This is a genomic window from Glacieibacterium arshaanense (genome assembly GCF_004681125.1).
GTDB lineage: Bacteria > Pseudomonadota > Alphaproteobacteria > Sphingomonadales > Sphingomonadaceae > Polymorphobacter_A > Polymorphobacter_A arshaanense.
Genome location: NZ_SIHO01000002.1, coordinates 1127448 through 1147676, shown reverse-complemented (window position 1 = coordinate 1147676; position 20229 = coordinate 1127448). Strand labels below are relative to the sequence as shown.

Here is a 20229-nt window from a genome sequence, read left to right as displayed (position 1 = left end):
AAGACTTTGAGAGTCGAAAACCAAGCCCGATGTCGCTAATGACTGGCAAATGACCAATCGCACCCCCCTCACCTACGCTGACGCCGGCGTATCGATCGAAGCCGGCAATGCCCTGGTGCGCGCCATTGCGCCGCTGGCGCGCGCCACTGCGCGCGCGGGCGCCGACGCCGAACTCGGCGGTTTCGGCGGCTTCTTCGACCCGCGCGCTGCGGGCTACAAGGACCCGTTGCTGGTCGCCGCCAATGACGGCGTCGGCACCAAGCTCAAGCTCGCCATCGACACCGGGCTGCACGACAGCGTTGGCATCGATCTGGTGGCGATGTGCGTCAACGACCTGATCGTCCAGGGGGCTGAGCCGCTGTTTTTCCTCGACTATTTCGCCAGCGGCAAGCTCGACACCGATACCGCGGTGCGCGTTGTCGCCGGCATTGCCGAAGGCTGCAAGCAGGCCGGCTGCGCGCTCATTGGTGGCGAAACCGCCGAAATGCCCGGCATGTATGCGGCGGGCGATTATGACCTCGCGGGCTTTTCGGTCGGCGCCGTCGAACGCGGCGAGCAGCTGACCGGTGACAAGGTCGCGGCAGGCGATGTGCTGCTCGGCCTCGCCTCGACCGGCCCGCATTCGAACGGCTATTCGCTGATTCGCCGCATCATCGCCGATGGCGGCCACAAGCTCGACCGGCCGGCGCCGTTTGATATCGAGCAACTGCTCGGGCGCGCATTGCTGACGCCGACGCGCATCTATGTGCGCTCGCTGCTGCCGAGCATCCGCGCCGGCAAGATCCATGCGCTGGCGCACATCACTGGCGGCGGCCTGCTCGAAAACGTCCCGCGCGTGCTGCCCAAGGGCCTGCATGCCGAAATCGATGCCGATGCCTGGGCGCAGCCGCGGGTGTTCGCCTGGCTGCAGGCGCAAGGCCGCATCGAGCCCGGCGAACTGGCACGCACCTTCAACTGCGGCATCGGCATGGTGCTCGCGTTGGCGGCCGCCGATGTCGCGGACGTCAGCGCGGCTTTGACCGCTGCCGGCGAAGCCGTATTTACCATCGGCAAGATCGTCCCCGGCGACCGCGGCTGCACGGTGCGCGGTGGTGACGAAACCTGGTCGGCACGCGGTGCCTGGGAAGCGACGCACCTTGCCTGAGTGCAAACGCGTTGCGGTGCTGATTTCGGGACGCGGGTCGAACATGGCCGCGCTGATCTACGCCGCACAGGCGCCGGATTGCCCGTATGAAGTCGCGCTGGTCGCGTCGGACAAGCCCGATGCCGAGGGGCTAGCGCTGGCGCGTGCCGAAGGCGTCGCTACCGCCAACCTGCCGCCGGCGCGCGGCAATCGCGCCGGGTTTGAAATTGCACTCGCCGACGCCATCGACGCTGCCGGCATCGATTACATCGCGTGTGCCGGTTATATGCGGATTCTCGGCGACGATTTCGTCAAGCGCTACGCCGGGCGCATTATAAACATCCACCCGTCACTGCTACCCGCGCACAAGGGCCTCGACACGCATGCCGCCGTACTGGCGGCGGGCGAGAAGGTGACCGGCGCGACGGTGCATCACGTCGTCGCCGAACTCGATTCCGGGCCGATTTTGGGCCAAGTGCGCGTGGCGGTGCAACCGGGCGACACCGTCGAAACGCTCGCCGAGCGCGTGCGCATTGCCGAACACCAGCTATTTCCGCGCGTGCTGGCCGAACTGGTGGCAGCGGAGGTCAGCCCCGAAGCGCTGCTCACCAAGGTCCGTGCGCTGGCGCTTGGATTGCCCGCGGCGGCGGAAAAATTGTCGCACGGGTCGCCGGGGTTCTTTGTCGAAGGTGGCAAGTTCTTCGCCTATTTCAGCTACGACCATCATCACGACGGCGTCACCGGGCTCCTCGTCAAGGCGAGCGGCGTCGAGGAACAGGCGCAGCTCATCGAGAATGACCCCGATTTATATTACCGACCGGCGTATCTCGGGCCGTCGGGCTGGGTCGGCATCCGGCTCGATGGCGGCGCGGTCGATTGGGGGCATATCGAGGATTGGCTGTCGCGCAGCTGGCGCATGAGTGCGCCGAAGCGGCTGGCAGCGATGTTCGACCTGTGAGGCTGCTACACACGACGCTGGCGATCGCCGCGCTGTTGTTTGTCGGCAGCGCTGCGCGGGCGGGACTCGATCCGCCCGCATGGACCGAGGCGCAAACGCCATTCCACATCGTCGGCCCGATCTACTATGTCGGCAGCAAGGGGCTTTCGGCGTATCTGATCCAAACCTCGGGCGGGCTGGTGCTGCTCGACGGCACGATGGAAGAGAATGTACCGATGATCGAGCGCAACATCGCCGCGCTCGGCTTCCGCATGCGCGACGTGAAGCTGCTGATAAACAGCCACGCACATTTCGACCATGCGGCGGGGCTGGCGCAGCTCAAGGCCGACAGCGGGGCGCGGCTGGCGGCGTCCGCACGCGACCGTGGCGCGCTTGAAAGCGGCACGCCGCCCAGCGTCACCAGCTACGGCGTGGTCAAGTTTCCGCCGGTCAAGGTCGATACAATTCTGGCGGACGGCGTGCCGGTGACGCTGGGCGACGTCGCACTCACCCCGATCCTGACGCCGGGTCATACGCCCGGCTGCACCAGCTGGCGCATGACCGTACGCGAGGGCTCGCGCAGCTACGCAGTCATGTTCCCATGCAGCTTCACCGTCGCGGGAAATCGCCTGGTCGGAAACACCGGCTATCCCGGCATCGTCGCCGACTTTCGCGCAACCTTCGCGCGCCTGGCGACGCTGCAGGCCGACATCGTGCTGACGCCGCACCCTGACCAAGCCGATGTGCTCGGCCGCCACGCACGACAAGTCGCGGGTGACGCGCAGGCGTTCGTTGATCCCGACCTGCTCGCGACGATCGCCAGCAGCGCGCAAGCGGCGTTCGAAGCGGATCTGGCGAAGCAAGCGGCGGGCGGCAGCAAATAGGCTGGCGGGGCTGCCGATCTGACCCACATTTGCAGCGTGCGGCGAAGCATGGGACTATCGCCGCGCGCGGTGACGCAGGGAGACTGGGCATGATGCGGGCTTTGGCGGTGGCAGTGGTGCTGGCGGGTGCGGGACTGGCGGCAACGGCGGTGGCGGGCGACTTCATGGTCGTACCGGCGGACCAGCTGGTGTGGCGCGAGATGCCCGACAGCCATGGCGTGCGCGCCGCCGTAGTCTATGGCGATCCGTCGAAGCCGGGGATTTATGTCGTGCGCGTGCGCTTTCCGCCGCATGTGATGGACCGGCCGCATTCCCACAGCCAGGATCGCTATGTCACCGTGCTTGAGGGACGCTGGGCGGCCGGCACTGGCGCGCGCTTCGACCCGGCCGCGGCGACGCCGCTGCCGGCGGGCAGCTTCATGTTCCATCCGGCGGGCGGCGTGCATTGGGACGGGTCGAACAGCGACGCGCCGGCGGTGGTGCAGATTATCGGGATGGGGCCGGTGACGTCGACGGATGTGGACCCGGCGTTGCCGCCTTGGGTGAAGGTTGGCGGTTAACAGACGCTGCGATTGGCGCGGGCGTTTTGAAGTAAAGGCGCGGGCAAAGCCCGCGCGTCGGACGGGTTCAGCGGCGTGATCGCCGCTGCCCCGCCGGCCGGGCTGGACGCGAGTCCGCGCCGAGCGGCAAATTCGCAAGTGCAAATTTGACGTTAGGCGCTGGCCGCGTCTCAGCCGACAATTTCAGTCTGCGCGAAGAAGTACGCGATCTCGATCGCGGCGTTCTCGAGGCTGTCCGAACCATGCGCCGAATTGGCTTCAATGCTTTCGGCGAACAGCTTGCGGATGGTGCCTTCGGCGGCGTTCGCCGGGTTGGTGGCGCCCATGATGTCGCGGTAGGCGAGCACGGCGTTGTCGCCTTCGAGAACCTGGACCACGACCGGGCCCGAGATCATGAACTCGACGAGTTCACCGAAGAAGCCGCGTTCGCGGTGCACGGCATAGAAACCTTCGGCCTGTGCGCGGGTCAGCTGCAGGCGCTTCTGCGCGACGATACGAAGCCCCGAATTTTCGATGACGGCATTGATCGCACCGGTCAGGTTGCGGCGCGTCGCATCGGGCTTGATGATCGAGAAAGTGCGTTCGGTGGCCATGTTGGGTCCGTTCGGAAAACTGGGGTTGATTGGATGCGCGCCTCATTATCGCTGCGATGCAGCAATGGCAAGCCTAGCCGCTGCAGCCTACCGCCCGGTCTGGCCGCGCTGCATCAACTTCGCGTCCGCCAGCACCAGTGCCATCATGGCTTCCGCCACCGGTGCAGCGCGGATGCCGACGCAGGGGTCGTGGCGGCCCTTGGTGACGATTTCGGTGGCTTCGCCGTCGCGGGTAATCGTCTGCACCGGCGTCAGGATCGACGAGGTCGGCTTCAACGCCATGCGCACCACCACCGGCTGACCGGTCGAGATGCCGCCCACGATGCCGCCGGCGTGATTGGCGAGAAATAGCGGTCCGTCATTACCCGGGCGCATCGCATCGGCATTGTCCTCGCCGCGCAATCGCGCCACGCCGAAGCCATCACCGATTTCGACGCCCTTGACCGCATTGATGCTCATGCACGCAGCCGCCAACTGGCTGTCGAGCTTGGCATAGAGCGGTGCGCCCCAGCCTGCCGGCACGCCGTCGGCGACGCATTCGACGATGGCGCCGAGCGACGACCCCGACTTGCGTGCGGCGTCGAGCGCGGCTTCCCACAGCGGCACGGTGCCGGCATCGGGACAGAAGAACGGGTTGTTGTCGATTTCCGCGTCGTCGAAGCGGCTGCGGTCGATAGCGATGCCGCCGATTTCAACGAGATAGGCGCGAATCTTGACCTCGGGAATGACCAGTCGCGCCACTCCGCCCGCCGCGACGCGCGCTGCGGTTTCACGTGCCGATGACCGCCCGCCGCCACGCGGGTCGCGCAGGCCGTATTTGGCGTCATAGGCGTAGTCGGCATGGCCGGGGCGATAGGCACGCGCCACCTCCGAATAGTCCTTCGAGCGCTGGTCGACATTCTCGATCATCAGCGAAATCGGCGTGCCGGTGGTGCGGCCTTCGTACACCCCCGAAAGGATGCGCACCGCGTCGGGCTCCTGCCGCTGCGTCGTGAAGCGCGATGTGCCCGGCCGCCGCTTGTCGAGCCACGGCTGCAAATCGGCCTCGCTCAGCGCCAGCCCCGGCGGGCAGCCGTCAACGACCGCGCCAAGCGCCGGCCCGTGCGATTCGCCCCAGGTGGTGAAGCGGAAGAGGTTGCCGAAGCTGTTGTAGCTCACACGACGCTCATGTCGGGCGCGTCTTCGGCCTTCATGCCGATGACGTTGTAGCCGGCATCGACGTGATGGATTTCGCCGGTGACGCCGCTGGCGAGGTGGCTGAGCAGATAGGCACCGGCGCCGCCGACATCCTCGATGGTGACGTTGCGGCGCAGCGGTGCGTTATGCTCGTTCCATTTCAGAATGTAGCGGAAGTCGCCGATGCCGCTGGCGGCCAGCGTCTTGATCGGGCCGGCCGAGATCGCGTTGACGCGAATGTTTTCGGGGCCGAGGTCCATCGCCAGATATTTGACCGAGGCTTCGAGTGCGGCCTTCGCCACGCCCATGACGTTGTAGTGCGGAATGACCTTTTCGGCGCCGTAGTAGCTCAGCGTCAGCAGACTGCCGCCGGCCTTCATCAGCGGCAGCACGCGGCGCGCGACATCAGTGAAGCTGAACACGCTGATGTTCATCGTCATCGCGAAATTTTCGATACTGGTATCGACATAGCGGCCGCGCAGCTCGTTCTTGTCCGAAAAGCCGATGGCGTGGACGACAAAGTCGATCGTCGGCCAGCGTGCCGCCAGCGTCGCAAAGGCGGCGTCCATCGATGCCGGATCGGCGACATCGCATTCGATCAGGAAATCGGCACCAAGCGATTCGGCCAAAGGCCGCACGCGCTTTTCGAGCGCCTCGCCCTGGAAGCTGAAGGCAATCTCGCCGCCCTGCGCGGCCACCGCCTGCGCGATGCCCCACGCCAGCGAGCGGTCGTTGGCGACACCCATGATGAGGCCGCGCTTGCCTGCCATGATGCCGCTTTTTGGTTCTGCCACTTCAGGCTCCCTGAATCGGTGCGATTGGACGCTTCTTCTGGCGCAATCGCGGCACAATCGCCAGTGCCGCGTTGAGGTGGATGCCGAGCACCAGACCCATGCCGATGATATAGAAGAACAACAGCGCGATGATGACGCCGGCGAAGCTGCCATAGGTGCGGTCATAACCGGTCAGGTGGCTGAGCAGCGGCGGCAGCAGCATCGTCGTGCCGAGCCAGACGCCGATAGTCAGCGCGACCCCGGGCCAGACGAGATAGTCGCCGCCGCGGTAACGCAGCGGTGTCAGGCTCCAGATGGTCACGTACAGCGTCGCCAGCATGACCGCCACGGGCACCAGCCGGCCGATGCCGAGCCGGTCGAACGTCGCCGATGCGACGGGGAGAAACTGCGCGAAAACCGCCTCGACGCTGGTCATCGCCAGCTGGAACGCGAACGCCAGCATCATCACCCCGACCGCGACGAAAATCAGCAGCACTGACCCAAGCCGGTAGCGCCAGAACGCCTCGTCCGATTTGACCTGATAGGCCGCGTGGAGAATGTCGCGGATGGCCTCGATGGTGCTCGAAATCGTCCACAGCATCAGCACGAGGCTGACCACGAGCAGCGGCCCCGTCGCCTCTGCTGCGTGGCGGACGACTTCATCGATCGGGCCGCGCAACGAGCCGACGACCTGCGCCGGCAGCGCATCGAGGAACAGCGTCACCGCGCGCATGCCGTCATCCGACGCCCCGAAAGCGCCCGCCACCACCGCGACGACGATGAAGAACGGAAACAGCGTGACCAGCGACAGGTATGCGAGGTTGCCGGCGTTGGCGAAGCCGTCGCGCCAGGTGCCCGACAGCGTCTGCACCATGACCGACCAGGCCCAGTAGTTGGTCGCGATAAACCGGCGGAATGCCCCTCGCACTGTGGCCGGCAGCCGCACGCCTGGCGCCTAGTCGACGCCGAGCGCGGCGCGGGGATTGCGGCGGTCGTCGCGCCAGGTTTCGGCAAACGCCTTGAGCGCCGCGTCATCGGCGGGCAGATCGACCTGCAGCGTTACCAGCTGGTCACCGCGGGTGCCGTCGGCACGGCTGAAACCCTTGCCGCGCAGGCGCAAAATCTTGCCCGTCGTCGACCCTGCCGGAATGCCGAGCATGACCGCACCGTCGACCGTCGGCACCTTGAGCTTGGCACCGAGCACCGCCTCGTGCAGTCGCACCGGCAGGTCGAGCAGCACGTCATCGCCGTCACGGACGAAAAAGCGATGCTTGGCGACTTCGAGCGTGATCAGCGCCGCACCGGGACCACCGGGGCCTTCATCGCCCTGGCCTGTCATGCGCAGCGGCTTTTCGGCGGTGAAACCTGCGGGCAGCTTGAGATCGAGTGTCTTGCCGTTGCGCAGCGTGATGCGCTGCGGCTTGAGTGTCGCCGCATCCTCGAACGGCACCATCAGACGGTAGGCGACATCGGCGCCCTTTTGCGGGGCGCGCTGGCGGGTTTCGAAACCGCCGCCGAACGGATTGCCGCCGCCACGACCGCGGCCGCCGAAAAGTTCGGAGAAAATGTCACCGGCGTCGCCGCCGAAGTCGAAGCCCTGCGGGCCGGCACCGGGGCGACCACCGCCCTGAAAGCCGCCGCCGAATGGGTTGCCGCCGCCGCCGAAGCCGGCAGGCGCCTTGGGCTGGCCGTCGCCGTCGATTTCGCCGCGATCATATTGGCCGCGGGTCTTTTCGTCGGACAGCAGCGCATAGGCCGACGATGCCGCCTTGAACTTTTCAAGCGCCTTGGGATTGTCGGCATTCTTGTCGGGGTGATTTTCCTTCGCAAGCTTGCGATAGGCCTTTTTGATTTCGGCCGCGCTCGCGCTCCGCGTCACACCAAGTATTGCGTAAGGATCGCTCATTCTCTCCGCTCACCACAGGGGCAGGTCATTGTCCAGTGTTGCACCATTGCAACAGCATTGTCATGTGGGGTCACAGTGTGCCGGTGTAAAGGGCCGCTGCGACGCGGCTGGAGTTTAATTGCCGCAAGGCGTTGCGGGCGCTACAGAGGCTGGATGAGCAACGATCCCTTCGCCCTTTTTGCCGACTGGCTGGCCGCAGCGTGGGAAAGCGAGCCGAACGACGCGAATGCCATGGCGCTCGCCACCGTCAGCCCCGCCGGCCAGCCGAGCGTGCGCGTCGTGCTGCTCAAGGCATGGGATGAAGCCGGCTTTGTTTTTTACACCAATCTCGACAGTCACAAGGGCAATGACATTGCCGCCAACCCACTGGTCGGGCTCGATTTCCACTGGAAGTCGCGCGGCCGCCAGGTCCGCATCGAAGGCCGTGCCGAGCCGGTGAGCGCCGCCGAGGCCGACGCCTATTTCGCCACCCGCCCGCGCGACTCGCAGCTGGGCGCCTGGGCCTCGGACCAGTCGCGGCCGATGGCAGCGCGCGCGACGTTCGACGACCGCTTTGCCGCTGCGTCGGCGCGCTTTGACGGCGGCGACGTGCCGCGCCCGCCACGCTGGTCGGGGTTCCGCGTCGTGCCGAGCGCCATCGAGTTCTGGGAAGCGCGCGATTTCCGCCACCATGACCGGACACGCTACATGCGCAGCGACGGCGGATGGGCAGCCAGCCTGCTGTTCCCATGAGGATTGCCGCATGACGCCGGCCGGAAAACTCAATCGCCGTGCCGCCTTTGCCTCGGTCAGCGTCGCCGTGGCACTGCTCGGGCTGAAGGTCTGGGCGGCCTGGGCGACGGGCTCGGTGTCGATGCTCGGCTCGGCCGCCGACACGACGCTCGATCTGATGGCCTCGCTGGTGACGCTGTTCGCGGTCGGGCTGGCCGCACAGCCGGCCGACGCCGAACACCGCTTCGGCCATGGCAAGGCCGAGGCGATTGCGGCGCTGATGCAGACGCTGCTGATCATGGGGTCGGCGGTCGGCATCGGCTGGCGCGCCATCCAGCAGTTCGGCAATCCCGAAGTGCCGACGCGCGCCGATCTCGGCATCGGCGTATCGGTGGTGGCGCTGGTGCTGACGCTGGCGCTAGTGGCCTATCAGCGCCATGTCGTGCGCGTCACGGGGTCGATCGCCATCGGCACCGACCAGTTGCATTACCAGTCGGACCTGCTGCTCAACCTGTCGGTCATCGTCGCGCTGATCCTCGATGTCGTGCTCGGCGTCCACGGCGCCGATGCGGCGTTCGGGCTGGGGATAGCCGTCTATCTGGCCTGGGGTGCCTATAGCGCCGCACGCCACGCCATCGACATGCTGATGGACCGCGAATGGCCGCCCGAACGGCGCGAGCAACTGGTGCGCGTCGCCGGCAACCACCCGCAGGTCTACGGCGTCCACGATTTGCGGACGCGCAGCAGCGGCAGCAACGACTTCATCCAGTTCCACATCTGGCTGCCCGCCGAGATGACCGTGCTGGAAGCGCATGATGTCGTCGATGCCGTCGAAGCCAATGTCGCGGCCGAGTTTCCCGGCGCTGAAATCCTGATCCACATCGACCCCGTCGGCCATGTCGACAAGGACATCGCCGGGGAACCCAAGGCGGCGTAGCACCGCCGTCAAAACTCGGTTCGTCGCAAAATCCGGCGTGTTGCACTGCAGCGCCGTAAATTGCGTTGACTCATGATATATTGTTGCACCTATACCCGCAAATAGTCGGAACGGCTGAGTCGCAAAGTGGGTATTGATATGCGTTATCAAGAAGATATGCCGGGCATTCGTTCTTATGCTCGCCGCTTTTTTGCATTATTTTTATTCATGATTGGTCTGGCGTCGACACCCGCCTTCGCCGTCCCCAGTTTCGCCATCCAGACCGGCCAGCCGTGCCAGTCGTGCCATGTCGGCGGCTTCGGACCGCAGCTCACGCTATTCGGGCGCGAGTTCAAGATCCGCGGCTACACGCAACGCATCGGCGGCTTCAGCAATCCGCTTGCTGCAATGGTTGTCGTCTCGGGCGTGCACACCAAGGATGACCAGGCCGAACCGCCCGCCCCGGCGCTCAGCCTCAACAACAACATCGCCATCGACCAGTTCAGCGTCTTTGTCGCGGGTGGCATCGGCCAGCATTTCGGCGGCTTCGTCCAGACAACCTACGACGGTGTTGCCAAGGCCTGGGCGTGGGACAATGTCGATCTGCGCGGCGTCACCAGCACGATGATCGGCAGCACCGAGGTGTTGTTCGGGACCAGCGTCAACAACTCGCCGACGGTGCAGGACCTGTGGAACACGCTCACCGCCTGGGGCTTCCCGTATACCGACTCCGGGTTGGCACCCGGCCCCGCCGCCGCGCCGCTGATTGCCGGCGGGCTGGCGCAGACCACCGTCGGCGTGACCGGCTATGCGTGGATCAACCAGAGCATCTATCTCGAAGGCGGCGGCTACGGCTCGCCCAAGGCCGGCACCCTGACGTGGCTCGGCGCTGACCCTTACGCGCCCGGCAGCATCAGCGGCATCGCGCCCTATGCCCGCGTCGCCTACCAGAAGGTGTTCGGGTCGCAGAACATCCAGATTGGCGCCTACGGCCTATGGGCCAACATGGTGCCGGGCCGCGACACCAGCACCGGGCTCACTGACCGCTATGTCGATCTCGGCCTCGATGGTTCATGGCAATATACGACCGGCGCGGGCGACATGTTCACGCTCAATGCGCGCTACGTCCACGAAACTCAGACGCTGGGGGCGTCCGATATGCTCGGCATTGCGTCGAACTATAACAACCACCTGACCGATATCCGCGCCGATGCGTCCTATTACTGGCGCAACCACATCGGCGGCACCGTGCAGCTGTTTTCGACTTCAGGGTCTGCCGATGCGCTGCTCTACGGCGGCAGTTTCACGGGTAGCCCGAACAGCGCGGGCGCGACGTTCCAGATCGACGGCACGCCGTTCGGCGCCTCGGATTCGCCGAGCCCCTACCTCAACCTGCGCGTAGGATTCCAGTACACCGCCTACACCAAGTTCGACGGCGCCAAGACCAACTATGACGGCAACGGTGCAAACGCATCGGGCAACAACACAGCGAGGGTATTCGCATGGTTCGCATTCTAGGTCGCGCCGCAATCGCTGCAACGCTGTGCATCGCCTCTGCCGCTTTGGCTGACGGCGACGCCGAAAAAGGCCATGCGGTGTTCCACACGCAGTGCGCCATCTGCCACAGGATCACGCCCGACGGTGCCAAGTCGATCGGCCCCAATTTGTTCGGCGTCGTCGGCCGCAAGTCGGGCACGCTGGCCGGCTACAGCTATAGTTCTGCGATGAAGGCATCGAACCTGACGTGGAACGACGCGACGCTGGAGCAATATCTGCCGGCACCGATGAAGCTGATTCCGGGCATCAAGATGACCTATGCCGGTCTCAAGAACCCGGCGCAGCTTGCCGATCTCATCGCTTATCTCAACACTGCGAAGTAGCGGCACCGCGCCGCGGGGCGCGCCATTGCCAGACCAGGGATTAATACGTATCTAGGCTCCGTATTTGCGGAGTTGAACCAGCATGAACGCCCCCGTCCCGCCCAAAGCCTTCACGCCCAACGCCAAGGACCTTTACGAGCCCAAGCTCAAGGACCTCGCGGCGATTCCGGGCACCGAGCCGCACCCCTTCCCGCTGCTGCGGACGCTCAAGTTCCTCAAGGACCCGCTCAAGGGCGTGACCGAGAATGTCGAGAAGTACGGCCCGGTCTACCGCGTCAACAATTTCGGCGGCTGGAGCGTCGCGCTGGTCGGTGCCGATGCCAACGAGCTGGTGATGTTCGACAAGGACAAGAATTTCTCGTCGAAGCTCGGCTGGGATCCGATCCTCGAACGCGTCTTCCCGCGCGGGCTGATGCTGATGGATTTCGACCACCACCGCGCCGACCGCAAGACGCTGTCGGTGGCGTTCAAGCCCGAACCGATGAAGCACTACCTCGGCGCGCTCAACGACGGCATTGCGCGCGGCATTGCCGACTGGGACCAGAAGGGTGAGTTCAAATTCTATCCGGCGATCAAGTCGCTGACGCTCGATCTGGCGGCGACGTCGTTCCTCGGCATCGCCTGGGGACCCGAAGCCGACCAGATCAACAAGGCGTTCGTCGACATGGTGATGGCATCGATCGGCATCGTCCGCGTGCCGCTGCCGGGCACCGCGATGGGCCGCGGCGTCAAGGGCCACAAGTTCATGAGCGCGTTCTTCGCGCGCGAAATCCCCAAGCGCCGCGGCGTCAAGGGCGACGACTTCTTCACGCAGTTCTGCAACGCCAAGGATGACGACGGCAAGTTGATGGACGACCAGGCCATCATCGACCACATGAACTTCCTGATGATGGCGGCGCACGACACGCTGACCTCATCGCTGTCATCGACGGTCTATTTCCTCGCCGCCAACCCTGAATGGCAGGACCGCATCCGCGCCGAAATCCTCGCAGTGCGCGCCACCGCCGGCGACAAGCTGCCCTACGACCGCCTCGGCGACCTCGAGCAGCTTGAGTGGGCGTTCAAGGAATCGCTGCGGCTGCTGCCGCCGGTGCCGTCGCTGCCGCGCCGCGCGCTGCGCGACTTCGAATATGGCGGCTACAAGATTCCCGCCGGCACGCACGTCGGCATCAACCCGATGTATGTCCACCGCATGGCGGAGTATTGGGAAGATCCCGAAACCTGGGACCCGTCGCGCTTCAGCCACAACCGCTCGAAGGGCCGCCACAAATATGCGTGGGTGCCGTTCGGCGGCGGCGCGCACATGTGCATCGGCCTGCACTTTGCCTATATGCAGATGAAGGCGTTCTTCTACACGCTGCTCGCCGAGCACCGCGTCGTGCTGGCGCCGGGCTACAAGCCCGACATTCAGATGTTCCCGATCCCGAAGCCGCGCGACGGCCTGCCGATCCGGGTTGAACGGATTTGACCACCGCGGCCTCACCCAAGCGCTGGCCCATCGTCACCGGGCTGGTCATCCTCGGCCTGATCGCGCTGCCGATGGCGTTCTATACGCCCGACATTCCGGCGGCGACGCTGCGCGCCAAATACACGACGCCGGCATCGACGTTCATGGGCGTCGAGCCCGGCCTGCAGGTCCATGTCCGCGACGAAGGCCCGCGCGACGCGCCGGTACTGGTGCTGATCCACGGCTCGAACGCCTCGCTGCAGACCTGGGAACCCTGGGTCAAGCGGCTGTCGGACAGCTTCCGCATCATCAGCCTCGATTTGCCCGGCCACGGCCTGACCGGCGCCAGCCCGACGCGCGATTATAGCCCGGAGGGCTTTGTCCGTGTCGTCAATGAAGTCACGGCGGCGAAGGGCCTGACGCGCTTTGCCATCGGCGGCAACTCAATGGGCGGCGGCGTTGCGTGGCGCTATGCGGCGGCGCATCCCGAACAGATTACCGGCCTTATCCTCGTCGATGCCGCCGGCGCGCCGAGCAAGACCAAGTCCGACCCGCCGCTGGCGTTCAAGCTGGCGCGCATTCCGTATGTGCGCGACATCGCCATCAAGTTCCTGCCACGCAGCCTGATCGAAAAGTCGCTGCACCAGACGCTTGCGGTGCAGGGCGTCATCACCCCCGAAATGGTCGACCGCTACTGGGAGCTGCAGCGCTACCCCGGCAACCGCGACGCCACCGTCGACCGCTTCTCGGCAGGCTATAAGCCGGCCGTGGCGTCAGACCTCAAGGGCATCACCATGCCGGTGCTGATCCTGTGGGGCGCCGACGACAAGCTCATCCCTGTCGATGCCGCCGCCTGGTTCTCGCAGGCCGTGCCCGACGCGCGCGTCACCATCTATCAGGGCGTAGGCCATGCCCCGATGGAAGAAGCGCCCGACCGCACCGCCGCGGACGTGCGCGCGTTCCTCAACGGGCTTCAGACCCCCGCAGCGCCCGACAGCCCGGCGAGATAGGCCATCATCGCCTGCGCAGTTGGTTCGGACAGCTGGACCAGCGCGCGACGGGCATCGCACGGGTCGAGCCGGCGTTCGAAGATGCCGCTGTCGCAGAGGTTGCGGATCCAGCGCAGCGCTGTCGTCGTCGGCACCGCCGCGGCGATGCACAGGCTCGACACCGACACCGAGCGGCCTTCGAGGCGCGCTGCGGTCAGGTCGAGCATCATGTCCCACGCCGGGTCGGAAAACAGCTCGGCCGAGAAATAGCGGTCACGGGCGCGCCGGGCCTTGATGAGGGCGCGGACCTGCGCGACCGAGACTTCGCGGCCGCCTTCGGCGTCATCACGTTCGCTGGCGGCCAGTGCCGCCAAGGCGGTGGCGATGCGTTCGACTTCGCGGCCCAGCGCCGAAATGCTAGCGAAGTCGCGTTCGCCGCGGTCGGCGACGCCCGCAGTCGCGCTGGCGAGCGCGCTGTCGAGCACTTCGCCGAGCTCCGCGTCATCGGCTTCGGGATCGAGGAAGGTGACATTGGCGGCGGACAAAGCCATGCCAGCGATGTCGGCGCTTTCGGGGTCGGCGACGGCAACGATTGCCGGTGCCGCGCCCCCGATCCCCAGCCCGACCAGTCGTGCCAGCAGTTCGGCGGAGGCCAGCGCCAGATCGACGACAACGACATCGACGCTCCAGTCGACCGAAAGCCGGTGCGCCAGCGCATCACCGTCGGAAAAAAATTCAGCTGGAAGCCCGAGGCGGGCCATCGATTCGCGCCTTGCACCGATTCGTTCGGGGCGTTCAGCGAAGATTACCGTCGGAGTCAGGACGGGTTTTGGTACGACTTGATACTCGGTCACGCGATTCCCCTCCCAGAAACCGCCGCCCACGCTCGAAATTGTAGCCAGAATGGATGAAACTCCCGGCCCTCTCCGCCGAAAACTCCCCCAAACTGGACCCAACGTCGATCCGCAGCGTCGGCTACCTGGATAAAGTAAAGGCACGACCCTCGCTGTGAGGTGGGCTCAGCTTGGTCGCAGGTCAAGTGCTTGATGCATTTGTTATGCGGACAGGAGCTAGGTCATGGGCGTTCGGTGGGCACAGCCGTCAATTCCAACATTTGCCGAACTCATCGGTGAGAGCAGATCGATGCGCGAAGTGCGTCGATTGATCGATCAGGTCGCGGGCACCGATTCGACGGTGCTGGTCACTGGTCCGTCGGGCAGCGGTAAGGAAGTCGTCGCGCAACGTTTGCACCAGCGCAGCCCGCGCGCCGCCAAGCCGTTCGTCGCGGTCAATTGTGCGGCGATCCCGCGCGACCTGCTCGAAAGCGAGATTTTCGGCCATAAGGCGGGCGCCTTCACCGGTGCGACACGGGCGCGGCGCGGACGTTTCGAAATGGCCGATGGCGGCACGCTGTTTCTCGATGAAATCGGCGACATGCCGACCGACATGCAGGTCAAGCTGCTACGCGTGCTCGAAACGCGGATTGTCGAGCGCGTCGGCAGCATGATCGGCATTCCGGTCAACGTCCGCGTCGTGGCCGCAACCAACATCGACCTCGACACTGCGATCAATGACGGCCGCTTCCGCGAGGACCTCTATTACCGGCTCAACGTCGTCGAGGCGCGGCTACCGACACTCGCCGAACGCTGCGATGACATCCCGCTACTGCTCGAACATTTTGCCGCCGCCGGTGGCGCCCGTCGCGTGCATTTCAGCGCCTCGGCGACGCGCTATCTGACGACGCTCGGCTGGCGCGGCAATGTCCGCGAGCTGCGCAACCTCGTCGACCGTGCCAACGCCTTGCACGCCGGGCAGGTCATCGACCAGGCGCTGGTCGAACAACTGGTGGGAACGACGCGGCGGCCGGTCGAGACCTGGCTGGCGACGCCCGCCGCCGTGCCACCCGCCCCCACGCGGCTCGGCCGGACGCGCTTCACCCCCGCCGTCCCCGACGAAGGCGCGTTCGACCTCAAGAAGCTGCTGGACGATTATGAGCAGAGCTGCATCGAACATGCGCTCGACCGCACCGCCGGCGCCGTGGCTGAATCTGCACGGATGCTCGGGCTGCGGCGGACGACGCTGGTCGAGAAGATGCGGCGCCTCAACATCCACCGCATGCCGGCGTGCTAGGTGCGGTTCAGCACCCCATCGCGCATTTGGGGTCATCGCTATGGAAGGCGATGCGCAGCACCATGTCGCCGGCTTCGCGGAGCGGGTTGGTGGCGATGGAATTGACGCGGCCGGCGAGCGGCGCGGTGATCGTGCCGATGCTGCGGCCGAACGGGTCGGCGAGCGTCGCAATCACCTGCCCGGCGGCAACCGTGTCACCCAGCCTGACGCGCAACGTCATGAAGCCACCGGCGGGCGTGTAGACATTGACCAGCTTGTTGGCGACGAACGGCGTCACGCTGGCGGCGGGCTGCGGCGCCAGCATCTTGCGGTCGGCCATCAGCCGCTTGATGCCCGCAACGCCGCGTTCGACCATCGCCGTATCGAAAACCTGCGGATAGCCGAGTTCGAGCGTCACCGCGGGCACGCCGTCATCGGTCAGCATGTTTTCGACGGTGCCCTTGACCCCCGGATCGAGCTTGATGATGTCGGGCCCCAGCAGCTGCGCCATCGCCAGCGTCGCCGGTGTCGAGGCAAACGCATACATCACATATGCCGTGCCGCGCGACTGGGTGTGCAGGTCGACGGCGAAATCACTATTGCCGCGCATCAGCGCCCACAGCCGCGCCGCATAGCGTTCGGACGCGCCGCCGTTGGAGTCACCCGGCATGATGCGATTTAGGTTGTCGGCGGCGAAGTTGGGCGTCGAGGTGAATTCGCGGGCCTCCTGCAACAGCCCTGGTGTGTTGAGCCCCGGCAGCATGACCAGCGTCCCCGCCAGTTGCGCGGGATCGATCTCGTTCGCCAGCCGGTGGATGACGGCAATGCCATTGAGCTCGTCGCCGTGGATCGCTGCGGTCAGCAGCAGCCGCGGCCCCGGTTTGGCACCGCGCACGACGATGACCGGCACATACCAGCCCTGCCCGATGGCGCTGTCGGCGGGGCGGTACCAGAAGCGGTTGACGCTGCCCGCCGGCAAAGTCGCGGCGTCGAGCGTCGTCACCACCGGCGTGCCGTCGATGCGATCACCGCTCAATTGCGTCGCGGCAGCGAGCGGCGTGGCGAGCATCAACAGCAGGGCAATCAGCGGGCGCGGCACAGGGCTTGCTTTCATCGTGGGAGGGCGCTTTGCTATGCCGCGTGGCCCTGCCGGCCGCAAGCGGGGGACTGACCTAATGCGACTGACCCACATCGTCTCGGGGCTGCTGCTGGCGTGCGCGCCGATGATGGCACGCGCCGACGACATGGCGAGCATCGTGCGCGACTATGCCGCCTTTGCCGCGACGGTCGATCCGGTCCGCGCCGGCGAGATGGGCGACGCCGCCGCGCGCACGCGCTGGCCCGATGTGACGCCGACCGCCATCGCCGCACAGACCGCGCAGCTCCAGGGCTTCGCCAAGCGCCTCGACGTGCAGGCGAGCGCGACGCTGTCGGCCGACGATGCGCTCAACCGCGCGCTGCTTGAAGACCGCATCGCCACCGAACTCGCCGGGCGGCGCTTTGACGAGCCGCGCACGCCGTTCATCACCGGCGACGGCTTCTACACCGTCGCCGACTATGCCGCGTTCAACACGCGCATCGACACCGCCGCCGATGCGCGCGCCTGGATGACGCGGCTGTCGGCACTGCCCGACTTCTACGCCGCCAACGTCGCCAACATGCGCCGCGGCATCGCGACGGGCTTCACGCAGACGCGCATCGCCACTGAGTCGGCGATTTCGACGCTCCGCGCGCAGCTAGCGGCACCCGCCAGCGCCAGCAGCCTGATGGTGCCGTTCCGCACCCTGCCCGCCAGCATGCCCAAAGCCGAGGCGGAGGCGTTGCGCGCCGAAGCACTGGCGATTGTCGAAACCAGGGTGCGGCCGGCACAGCGCGCGACGTTGGCGTTTCTCGAAACCGACTATCTGCCGCACGCGCGCCCCGGTCTGGGCGCCGCCACCCTGCCCGACGGCAAGGCCTACTACGCCTGGCTGGTGCGTCACCACACGACGACGGCGATGTCGCCCGCCGAAATCCACACATTGGGCCTGAGCGAAATCGCCCGCATCCGCGGCGAAATGGCGACCGAAATGGCCGCTGCCGGCTTCAAGGGCACGCTGCCGGAATTCCTGACGCTGCTGCGCACCGACCCGCAGTTCTACGCGACCAGCGTCGATGGCTATGTCGCGCACGCTGCCGAAATCGCCAAGCGCGTCGATCTCGCGGTGCCCGGCGTCATCGGCCGGCTGCCGCGGCTGACCTTCGGCTTCCGCATCCTGCCGCCCGAAGTCGGCGATTCGTCGAATGGCTATCTGGCGGGCAATCCGGCGCTCGGCATCGCCGGCGGCGTGATGATCCACGGCACCAAGGTCTTGAAGTTCCCACTGTTCCAGTTGCCGTCATGGGTGATGCACGAAGGCGTGCCGGGGCATCACACGCAGATCGCGCTGGCGCAAGAACTCGAAGGTCTGCCGGCGTTCCGCCGCGCCGACGACCTGACCGCCTATGTCGAAGGCTGGGCGCTCTACACCGAATGGCTCGGCGTCGAGATGGGCATCTACCGCACGCCGTATGAGCGCTTCGGCCGGCTGAGCTATGAGGCGTGGCGCGCGGCGCGGCTGGTCATCGACACCGGCATCCATGACCAGGGCTGGAGCCGCCAGCAGGCCATCGACTTTCTCACCGCCAATACCGCCTTGTCGGCAGGCGAGATCAGCGGCGAAGTCGACCGTTACATCGGCTGGCCCGGGCAGGCGCTCGCCTACAAGGTCGGCGAGTTGACGATCCGCCGGCTGCGGACGCGCGCCGAAACCGCGCTCGGCCCCAAGTTCGATGTCCGGCGCTTCCATGACGCGGTACTCGACAGCGGCCCGATGCCGCTCGCCGTGCTCGACCAGCAACTGGCGTCGTGGCAAGTCGCCGAGGCCAGGCGTTAACGCACCGCCGGATCAAAGCGCGCCAGATCGGGCTCGACCCATGCGGCACGGGCTGCGGGCGTGAACAGTCGGGCGCGCGACCAGCACGCGAACGGCCAGTCCGAACGCCCGTAGCGCGTCGCCATCAGCGCCGCCAGCACATCGCCCAGCGGCACATCGCCCGCCGCTGCCAGTGCTGCCCGCGCGACAGCGAGCGACGCCTGGGTGATGGTCTCGTGATAGCCCGAGCTGTCGGTGTTCGCGACACCGGTGGCGGTGTTGTAGGCGCGGATCAGGCCGGGCATTTCGGCCTCGCGGCCGGCGCGCACCAGCCAGAGCGCCGCAGCGAAATGCGCCGCGTGCGTCCAGTCGGATTTGGGCAGGCTGCGGTCGATCAGCCCATGGGCGATACGCGCGATATCGGCGTCACCCAGTATGTTGGTCGTCGTCATGATACAGTCCCTGATTGAAAGCGCGGGCGCTGGCCCGCTGGCCGTTCAGGGCGTGTCTTCGCGCTCAGCCAATGGCGCGCGCAACGACAACCGCCCCGCGAATGCGGGTGCGTTGTTGTCGGGCGCGGAGGGCGTCGGTCGTCATGGGCGCGGCCAATAATCCAGCCGGGGGCCTGCGTCAACGCTGTCGGTAAGTCAGGCGGCGAGCAGCGCTTCGATCTGCTTTTCGAGCGCCGCCGGCGTTACCGTCGGGGCAAAGCGTTCGATCTTGCTGCCGGTGCGATCGACGAGGAACTTGGTGAAGTTCCACTTGATCGACTTCGACCCGAGCAGGCCCGGCGCAGCATTCTTGAGCTCTTCGAACAGCGGCGCGGTGCCGGCGCCGTTGACGTCGATCTTGGCGAACATCGGGAAATCGACGTCATAGGTCAGCTTGCAGAAATTGGCGATCTCGGCCTCGTCGCCGGGCTCCTGCGCGCCGAACTGGTTGCACGGGAAGCCCAGCACTGAAAAGCCGCGGTCGGCGTATTTCTTCTGCAGCGCCTCGAGCCCGGCATATTGCGGGGTGAAGCCGCACTTGCTCGCGGTGTTAACGATCAGCAGCACCTTGCCGCGGTAGTCGGCCATTTTGACGGGCTTGCCGTCGATTCCGGTGGCTTCGATTGCAAAGATATCGGTCACGCTATGCCCCCTGCTGGCGGTTTCGACCCGACATAGCGCAACACGCTGCGCGTTGCCACTACCCTACGGACATGCATTTACAGAATTGGCTGGGGCGGCAGGGATCGAACCTGCGAATGACGGCATCAAAAGCCGTTGCCTTACCGCTTGGCGACGCCCCAACAACAGGCGAGCGACCTAGGACGCCGGCAGTGAAAT

The 20229-nt window shown here is 66.0% G+C and carries 21 protein-coding genes and 1 tRNA gene; 12 read left to right on the top strand and 10 right to left on the bottom strand.

Translation table 11 applies throughout. From position 1 onward, the window contains the following. Window positions 1-49 precede the first annotated feature (49 nt). From purM to EUV02_RS11715, 4 genes are all read left to right on the top strand, one after another. A complete protein-coding gene (purM, locus tag EUV02_RS11730; RefSeq protein ID WP_135246392.1) occupies window positions 50-1144 on the top strand; it encodes a phosphoribosylformylglycinamidine cyclo-ligase in 1095 nt (364 codons plus the stop codon). Next, window positions 1137-2081 (top strand): phosphoribosylglycinamide formyltransferase, encoded by a 945-nt coding sequence (gene purN / locus EUV02_RS11725; RefSeq protein ID WP_135246391.1) that lies wholly within the window; start codon window positions 1137-1139, stop codon window positions 2079-2081. The genes purM and purN overlap by 8 nt, the downstream gene beginning before the upstream one ends. Beyond that, window positions 2078-2944 (top strand): subclass B3 metallo-beta-lactamase, encoded by an 867-nt coding sequence (bla, locus tag EUV02_RS11720; protein ID WP_135246390.1) that lies wholly within the window; start codon window positions 2078-2080, stop codon window positions 2942-2944. Before purN ends, bla begins: the two co-directional genes overlap by 4 nt. 89 nt (window positions 2945-3033) lie before the next feature. Beyond that, a complete protein-coding gene (locus EUV02_RS11715) occupies window positions 3034-3504 on the top strand; it encodes a cupin domain-containing protein (RefSeq protein WP_243445876.1) in 471 nt (156 codons plus the stop codon). 170 nt (window positions 3505-3674) lie between these two features. On the opposite strand, the gene ndk is transcribed toward EUV02_RS11715, so the two are convergent. The 5 genes from ndk to EUV02_RS11690 form a co-directional block, all read right to left on the bottom strand. Beyond that, a complete protein-coding gene (gene ndk, locus EUV02_RS11710; RefSeq protein WP_135246389.1) occupies window positions 3675-4097 on the bottom strand; it encodes a nucleoside-diphosphate kinase in 423 nt (140 codons plus the stop codon). 87 nt (window positions 4098-4184) lie between these two features. Then, window positions 4185-5255, bottom strand: coding sequence for a chorismate synthase (gene aroC, locus EUV02_RS11705; protein ID WP_135246388.1), 1071 nt, complete (start codon window positions 5253-5255; stop codon window positions 4185-4187). Beyond that, complete coding sequence (gene fabI, locus EUV02_RS11700) at window positions 5252-6043, bottom strand: enoyl-ACP reductase FabI (RefSeq protein WP_135246509.1); 792 nt, start codon at window positions 6041-6043, stop codon at window positions 5252-5254. The genes aroC and fabI overlap by 4 nt, the downstream gene beginning before the upstream one ends. Before the next feature lie 25 nt (window positions 6044-6068). Continuing rightward, window positions 6069-6974 (bottom strand): YihY/virulence factor BrkB family protein, encoded by a 906-nt coding sequence (locus EUV02_RS11695; RefSeq protein ID WP_135246387.1) that lies wholly within the window; start codon window positions 6972-6974, stop codon window positions 6069-6071. A gap of 27 nt (window positions 6975-7001) precedes the next feature. Beyond that, entirely contained in the window at window positions 7002-7952 is a 951-nt protein-coding gene (locus EUV02_RS11690) for a DnaJ C-terminal domain-containing protein (protein WP_135246386.1), read from the bottom strand. 153 nt (window positions 7953-8105) lie between these two features. On the opposite strand from EUV02_RS11690, the gene pdxH reads away from it, so the two are divergent. The 6 genes from pdxH to EUV02_RS11660 all read left to right on the top strand — a co-directional run bounded on the left by pdxH (window position 8106) and on the right by EUV02_RS11660 (window position 13916). Further along, a complete protein-coding gene (pdxH, locus tag EUV02_RS11685; protein ID WP_135246385.1) occupies window positions 8106-8684 on the top strand; it encodes a pyridoxamine 5'-phosphate oxidase in 579 nt (192 codons plus the stop codon). A 10-nt stretch (window positions 8685-8694) separates the two neighbouring features. Then, window positions 8695-9600, top strand: a complete 906-nt coding sequence (locus EUV02_RS11680; protein WP_135246384.1) for a cation diffusion facilitator family transporter — start codon at window positions 8695-8697, stop codon at window positions 9598-9600. Between the two features lie 207 nt (window positions 9601-9807). Then, window positions 9808-11097: a cytochrome C gene (locus EUV02_RS11675; protein ID WP_135246383.1), complete on the top strand. Its 1290-nt coding sequence runs from the start codon at window positions 9808-9810 to the stop codon at window positions 11095-11097. Next, the gene (locus EUV02_RS11670) at window positions 11082-11459 is read left to right on the top strand and encodes a c-type cytochrome (RefSeq protein ID WP_243445875.1); all 378 of its coding nucleotides are present in this window, start codon (window positions 11082-11084) and stop codon (window positions 11457-11459) included. Before EUV02_RS11675 ends, EUV02_RS11670 begins: the two co-directional genes overlap by 16 nt. Window positions 11460-11541: 82 nt before the next feature. Further along, on the top strand, window positions 11542-12927 hold the full coding sequence (locus tag EUV02_RS11665; protein ID WP_135246382.1) for a cytochrome P450: 1386 nt from the start codon (window positions 11542-11544) through the stop codon (window positions 12925-12927). Further along, window positions 12924-13916 carry an alpha/beta fold hydrolase gene (locus EUV02_RS11660; protein ID WP_243445874.1) on the top strand — a complete coding sequence of 331 codons (993 nt, stop codon included), beginning with the start codon at window positions 12924-12926 and terminating at the stop codon, window positions 13914-13916. Before EUV02_RS11665 ends, EUV02_RS11660 begins: the two co-directional genes overlap by 4 nt. Here the strand turns inward: EUV02_RS11660 and EUV02_RS11655 are convergent. After that, entirely contained in the window at window positions 13880-14749 is an 870-nt protein-coding gene (locus EUV02_RS11655; protein WP_135246381.1) for a hypothetical protein, read from the bottom strand. The two genes, EUV02_RS11660 and EUV02_RS11655, sit on opposite strands and share 37 nt — an antisense overlap. A gap of 223 nt (window positions 14750-14972) precedes the next feature. Between EUV02_RS11655 and EUV02_RS11650 the strand changes: the two genes are divergently transcribed. After that, entirely contained in the window at window positions 14973-16025 is a 1053-nt protein-coding gene (locus EUV02_RS11650; protein WP_135246380.1) for a sigma-54 interaction domain-containing protein, read from the top strand. A gap of 7 nt (window positions 16026-16032) precedes the next feature. Here the strand turns inward: EUV02_RS11650 and EUV02_RS11645 are convergent, their stop codons facing one another. Continuing rightward, the gene (locus EUV02_RS11645; RefSeq protein ID WP_166430610.1) at window positions 16033-17118 is read right to left on the bottom strand and encodes a succinylglutamate desuccinylase/aspartoacylase family protein; all 1086 of its coding nucleotides are present in this window, start codon (window positions 17116-17118) and stop codon (window positions 16033-16035) included. 61 nt (window positions 17119-17179) lie between these two features. Here EUV02_RS11645 and EUV02_RS11640 point away from each other — a divergent pair, with 61 nt between their 5' ends. Next, window positions 17180-18919 carry a DUF885 domain-containing protein gene (locus EUV02_RS11640; protein ID WP_166430609.1) on the top strand — a complete coding sequence of 580 codons (1740 nt, stop codon included), beginning with the start codon at window positions 17180-17182 and terminating at the stop codon, window positions 18917-18919. Here the strand turns inward: EUV02_RS11640 and EUV02_RS11635 are convergent. The 3 genes from EUV02_RS11635 to EUV02_RS11625 all read right to left on the bottom strand — a co-directional run bounded on the left by EUV02_RS11635 (window position 18916) and on the right by EUV02_RS11625 (window position 20192). Further along, window positions 18916-19350 carry a hypothetical protein gene (locus EUV02_RS11635; protein WP_135246377.1) on the bottom strand — a complete coding sequence of 145 codons (435 nt, stop codon included), beginning with the start codon at window positions 19348-19350 and terminating at the stop codon, window positions 18916-18918. The two genes, EUV02_RS11640 and EUV02_RS11635, sit on opposite strands and share 4 nt — an antisense overlap. 195 nt (window positions 19351-19545) lie before the next feature. After that, complete coding sequence (locus EUV02_RS11630) at window positions 19546-20031, bottom strand: glutathione peroxidase (RefSeq protein ID WP_135246376.1); 486 nt, start codon at window positions 20029-20031, stop codon at window positions 19546-19548. Window positions 20032-20117: 86 nt separating this feature from the next. After that, a tRNA-Gln gene (locus EUV02_RS11625) sits at window positions 20118-20192 on the bottom strand. Window positions 20193-20229: the final 37 nt, after the last annotated feature.

Bases quoted from the DNA above. Each gene is read 5' to 3' on its own strand.
- ndk (WP_135246389.1), bottom strand. From the start codon at position 4,097: ATGGCCACCGAACGCACTTTCTCGATCATCAAGCCCGATGCGACGCGC.
- fabI (WP_135246509.1), bottom strand. From the start codon at position 6,043: ATGGCAGGCAAGCGCGGCCTCATCATGGGTGTCGCCAACGACCGCTCG.
- EUV02_RS11715 (WP_243445876.1), top strand. From the start codon at position 3,034: ATGATGCGGGCTTTGGCGGTGGCAGTGGTGCTGGCGGGTGCGGGACTG.
- pdxH (WP_135246385.1), top strand. From the start codon at position 8,106: ATGAGCAACGATCCCTTCGCCCTTTTTGCCGACTGGCTGGCCGCAGCG.
- EUV02_RS11690 (WP_135246386.1), bottom strand. From the start codon at position 7,952: ATGAGCGATCCTTACGCAATACTTGGTGTGACGCGGAGCGCGAGCGCG.
- EUV02_RS11665 (WP_135246382.1), top strand. From the start codon at position 11,542: ATGAACGCCCCCGTCCCGCCCAAAGCCTTCACGCCCAACGCCAAGGAC.
- EUV02_RS11670 (WP_243445875.1), top strand. From the start codon at position 11,082: ATGGTTCGCATTCTAGGTCGCGCCGCAATCGCTGCAACGCTGTGCATC.
- EUV02_RS11640 (WP_166430609.1), top strand. From the start codon at position 17,180: ATGCGACTGACCCACATCGTCTCGGGGCTGCTGCTGGCGTGCGCGCCG.
- EUV02_RS11650 (WP_135246380.1), top strand. From the start codon at position 14,973: ATGGGCGTTCGGTGGGCACAGCCGTCAATTCCAACATTTGCCGAACTC.
- EUV02_RS11645 (WP_166430610.1), bottom strand. From the start codon at position 17,118: ATGAAAGCAAGCCCTGTGCCGCGCCCGCTGATTGCCCTGCTGTTGATG.
- purM (WP_135246392.1), top strand. From the start codon at position 50: ATGACCAATCGCACCCCCCTCACCTACGCTGACGCCGGCGTATCGATC.
- EUV02_RS11635 (WP_135246377.1), bottom strand. From the start codon at position 19,350: ATGACGACGACCAACATACTGGGTGACGCCGATATCGCGCGTATCGCC.
- EUV02_RS11680 (WP_135246384.1), top strand. From the start codon at position 8,695: ATGACGCCGGCCGGAAAACTCAATCGCCGTGCCGCCTTTGCCTCGGTC.
- EUV02_RS11675 (WP_135246383.1), top strand. From the start codon at position 9,808: ATGATTGGTCTGGCGTCGACACCCGCCTTCGCCGTCCCCAGTTTCGCC.